The organism is Bacteroides sp. AR20 (assembly GCF_964250605.1).
GTDB lineage: Bacteria > Bacteroidota > Bacteroidia > Bacteroidales > Bacteroidaceae > Bacteroides > Bacteroides uniformis.
The window spans coordinates 1-4,622 of the sequence record NZ_CAXUGK010000059.1; the positions used below are offsets into that span (position 1 = coordinate 1).

Here is a 4,622-nt window from a genome sequence, read left to right on the forward strand (position 1 = left end):
CGAGCTTCTACGTCAATGGCCCACTTAGTGTTGATATTGAACTTCAAGCCCAAACCGGCAGAAGCGCCGATACGTGCTCTAGCCTTTTCATCTCCATCAGGAATCATTGTTCCATCGTTTTGAATCAGCACATTTGCTGACTTTGCAACAGTTACTTGAGGACCCAAGAATCCATAAACTTCAAAGAAACGGTTAGGATTAACGCCTGCGAACAATGTAGAAAGATTGATCATTGCATCAATGTTACCACCAAAGTACGTCTTATTGTGTTCCCAATATGAGTTATCCAGACACAAGTGCTGAGTAACGCCATTGAACTGGGCACGTACACCCCATGTCGGAGTAATCAACTTACCAACTGATACGCTGAAATGCGGAGCCAATTTATTGAAACCATCATTGTTGATAGCGTGGACACCACCACCTACACTCACGAAAATATTATCGCTCCATTTCGGAGTGTAGTAGTTCGTTTTTTCTTGTGCATTCAGATTTGCTGCACAAGCGCCTGCTAATAATAAGGAGGCTATTACTAATTTACTTTTCATTATTCCTTTAGTTTAAAATTAAAATAATAACTAAAACTATTATTATTCAGCAGCACCGTCACCACCACCGGCATTGTTACCATTGCCATGACCGTGACCATGACCATGTTCAGTTGAAGTAAAGACTGGATCTACAACAGTCTTAACTACCTTCTTAATCTTTACATTAGGAATAGTGTACAGTTTGCCATCCACCACTGTAGAGATTGTATTATCAGAAGTTTCGTATTCTGTAGTAGTCTTCAAAGTTACAATAGTATAAGCAGGAACTGTTACTTTCTTAGTATAAGTTACATCTGTGATACCCGGGCTATATGATTTAACCAATGCTTTCAACACCTTTTTTACTTCATCATCAGACAATCCTCTAGTTATAGGCATAGCATCAATCGATGCATTTACAGCAGCAATATTAGTAACTTCTTGTCCAACTTTTGCTGTATATGGCAGATCCATTTCTTTTTCTTTACTACTTGTATTTTCACCACCTTTTTGTTCTCCTCCAACTTCACTAGGGGTAATAGTTTCCTCATCCTGATCAACAACAACATCTTCAGCAGCATTCAGTTCTTGTTGCAAGAAAATACTTACCGGAATCAAAGCAAATTGTCCTTTATTCAAAGCAGGAACAGTAGCTTGGCCTTCTCCAGACAGATACTCGTCTTTTGTAGCTGCAAAAGTTCTTGTTGCAGCAGCAATCTTTCCATCTGAACCAGCTTCAATTACGAAAGGATTGCTAGTAATAGCAGCACCATTTTCTGTAATGCTTGCACCATTTATGATAGAACCATCTGATAAATCATATACAGTAATAGCAACAGTAGCACTTGCAGGGTCCAATTCTACAGGCGCAACATTGAATTCTTCTTTTTCGCAGCTTGTGAACATCACACTTGTCAAAGCCACTGCCGCCAATGCTAATTTAGCATTTACGCCACTTAAAAAAATTTTCTTTTTCATCTCAATTAATTAATTAAAAATTTAACAATTCTGACTTAATAAAATATGGGTTAAAACTATTTCTTTCCATTATATTATCACTTGCTTCTGCCTTATAGTCCTTATAATAATACCTTTCATTACCCGCATTATAAGCAATGCCCATGTTAGTAGAAGTATTCACACGTGGGATATGCCCCCTTCTTTTATATTTGTATGGAGGCAATGCCACTTGAAACCGAAATCCTCCATTTGCTTTGGCATGCTCCGCCTTCATCGCATAAAAGCCTATCGAACAATAGCGGAAATGACGGATCATTTCAAACCGAACCCCCTTTTCCTTCAACAAATACTGTTCAGCCTTCAGTGTGAACAGTGTATTAAATCGTGGCCAATAGAAATTTCCACCCAAAGACCACGTCATACGCCATAATGAAGGATCATATTGGAACCTAAATCCGTCCCAACGTCCAGCTCCCGTATATCCTATTCTTGCCAACAAAGAAAAACGTTCATCTTTAAAGGGGCGAAAGAAATCTACATCAGCACCATATCGGTTACCACTAAAATAGCCTACAGAGAATTTACCAAAAACATTATAAGGCAACCTGAAACGTTGTGAAAGAGTTAGGAAACCCGGATGAACCTTTCCTTCCCGAGCTCCATATCCATCATTATAAACCGGTATCTTCACTTGTGCTGTGGCTTTCATCCCCTTCCATAACGAAATTTCTATTGCAGGGCTCAAATCAAATAGAATTTGATAAATCTGCGTAATAATCACGTTCTTGAAAGAGAATTCCGGATACACCAATATATCAATCTTGAACAAAGAACTATTTTTCAACTTTATTTTTCGTGCATTTTTCCAAGTATCACCCAATTCATAGCTTACATTCCAGTCATCACGTTCTGCTTGGAGCACCGAATCTCCCTTTATGGGATGATAATAAAGAGAAATCTGGGGTACATTATTATCCAGAACTATTATGCGGCATGACTTTTCTTCCGGTACACCTGCTAATAAATGGGCTTTCTATCTAAAACACAGACAATCCTTGGCTTCTCTCTCTTTGTTTGTCTGCTGTTGCATAGGGGATTAATGATGCCTAACGGCCATGAACAACTCTGCTAATGGTCGTCAAGCGATTGCTTTATGGCCGTAAGCAGGGTTGTTCATGACTGTTAGGCGTCACTAACCCCAAGACTTTTCGGATGAAGTACGTAGCCTGCATCTATTGTGGATAGGGCGCAAATGTATTGTACAACAACTTAAAGGACATTAGACGGCATTATTCATAGCCATGAGTTAGAAATCATCCGCTTGAATGGCTCACTCTACCGGTACCTTTCATAGTCCCTGCGGAATGATGCGTCCTACCGCCCAACTCGATATCCACCGATTTCGTAGAAGAGCAAGCTCGAAAATGCAGGAAAAACGAACTGATTGATTTATGTAGCTCTTACGTAATATTATGCTAGTAAACAGGTGGTTACTGCAAAACCTCGGCGTTTCAGGCAGGTGGAAGCAAAATTTGCTTCCACCTTTTCGGCTTGCTTCCACCGCAGGGCAAATGCCGATGGATAGGGGAATGCAGAAGGTGGGTGGAAGTGTGGAAGCAAAGTGATGGAAAATAAATTTCCAGAGAAAGTTTCCGCCGCCATAGCAATAGCCACACTCTTGATAGTTTAATTGTTACTGGCTTATTATTATATTTGTTCTTTCAGTAACGCTGTGCCCTATACTGTAAATATTTGATAGTTAATAAGGTAATTATAAAAAAAGACAAGAGTGATAGAACATGAAAGCAATTTGTAGGATTGATTTTTGTTACTGCTTTGTTACTACTAATAATAAACTGTATGTTTTTATTTAAAGAATATGAAAAAGCAATTGAATTTAAAAGAGCCAATAAAGGTGAGAACAAAAAAATTGGTTAATGGATGCCAATCCATATATCTGGATATTTATATGAATGGAAGGCGGCAATACGAATTCTTAAAGTTGTATATTATCCCTGAACATAATCAAGCTGATAAAAAAAGAAATGTCGAGACGCTAAATTTGGCAAATGCGATAAAGGCTCAGAAGATTTTGGAAATATATAATCAAACTTACGGATTTAATCATAACAGATTGTCCAATATGAAGCTGACTGGCTATATGAAATTAATAGCAGAACAAAGTGTGAACAATAGAGTACGGAAAAGTGCCATACATGCCGTTGTATGCCATTTGGAAAGATATACTCCGAATGGAATATTGCTAAGGAAGGTGGACAAGACTTATTTGTTGGGTTTTATAGATTACTTGAAGAAAACAAAACAAGAACATTGTAAGAAGGAAAAGACATTGCATGTTAACACCCAATTCTATTATTTGAAAACGCTGCGCTACTGCTTGAATAGGGCCGTCTCTGAAGATTATATAACTGTTAATCCGATGAATAAGATAAAGAACGAGGACAAACCAAAACGTAATCGAACAGAAAGGGATTATCTTACTATAAAGGAATTGACCAGATTGGTTCATACTCCTTTTTATAATACCTTATTAAGGAAAGCATTTTTATTCAGCTGTTTTTGTGGATTGAGGCATTGTGATATTATTGCATTGAGATGGGAAGATATACGCTATGATGAAAATGGCAATGCACTATTGAGTATTATTCAGAAGAAGACGAAAGAAGCCATATCGCTTCCACTCTGTTCGGAAGCCATAAAACATTTGCCAGACAGAGGAAATGCACCAGAAACGGAAAAGGTGTTTGCCGGATTGGTCTCACTGGGGAGAAGTAATGTAATTTTACACAAATGGGTTGAACAAGCTGGGATATCAAAGCATGTAACATTTCATACAGCGCGCCACACACATGCAACAATGATGCTGACACTGGGAGTAGATTTATATACGGTCTCCAAACTATTGGGACATACCAATATACAAACAACACAAATTTATGCAAAGCTTGTAGATGAAAGTAAAAAGAAAGCTATTGATTTAATTCCTAATATATCATAGGGGTTGGTTAAATGCGAAGTGCAATTTGTCATTCTCTTTAATTGCTGAATTCAACTTGCAAATGCAACAGAATTCTGATTAATAATTTGTTTAAATTTTTCGTTTGGCGTGAG

4 protein-coding genes and 1 pseudogene are annotated in these 4,622 nt (G+C 37.9%); 1 reads left to right on the plus strand and 4 read right to left on the minus strand.

Features of this window, described 5'->3' with window-relative positions; all coding sequences use genetic code 11:
* From ACESTD_RS18270 to ACESTD_RS18285, 4 genes and pseudogenes are all read right to left on the minus strand, one after another.
* The coding region (locus tag ACESTD_RS18270; RefSeq protein WP_373159092.1) for an outer membrane beta-barrel protein at window positions 1-548 on the minus strand (548 nt) is incomplete at its 3' end.
* 42 nt (window positions 549-590) lie between these two features.
* On the minus strand, window positions 591-1,508 hold the full coding sequence (locus ACESTD_RS18275) for a DUF3869 domain-containing protein (RefSeq protein WP_005827850.1): 918 nt from the start codon (window positions 1,506-1,508) through the stop codon (window positions 591-593).
* A 13-nt stretch (window positions 1,509-1,521) separates the two neighbouring features.
* A pseudogene (locus ACESTD_RS18280) lies at window positions 1,522-2,505 on the minus strand (hypothetical protein); the annotation flags it as partial.
* Between the two features lie 455 nt (window positions 2,506-2,960).
* A complete protein-coding gene (locus tag ACESTD_RS18285; protein WP_225982718.1) occupies window positions 2,961-3,164 on the minus strand; it encodes a hypothetical protein in 204 nt (67 codons plus the stop codon).
* A 205-nt stretch (window positions 3,165-3,369) separates the two neighbouring features.
* Here ACESTD_RS18285 and ACESTD_RS18290 point away from each other — a divergent pair, with 205 nt between their 5' ends.
* A complete protein-coding gene (locus ACESTD_RS18290; protein WP_005827858.1) occupies window positions 3,370-4,509 on the plus strand; it encodes a site-specific integrase in 1,140 nt (379 codons plus the stop codon).
* Window positions 4,510-4,622 lie beyond the last annotated feature (113 nt).

Bases quoted from the DNA above. Each gene is read 5' to 3' on its own strand.
- ACESTD_RS18290 (WP_005827858.1), top strand. From the start codon at position 3,370: ATGAAAAAGCAATTGAATTTAAAAGAGCCAATAAAGGTGAGAACAAAA.
- ACESTD_RS18275 (WP_005827850.1), bottom strand. From the start codon at position 1,508: ATGAAAAAGAAAATTTTTTTAAGTGGCGTAAATGCTAAATTAGCATTG.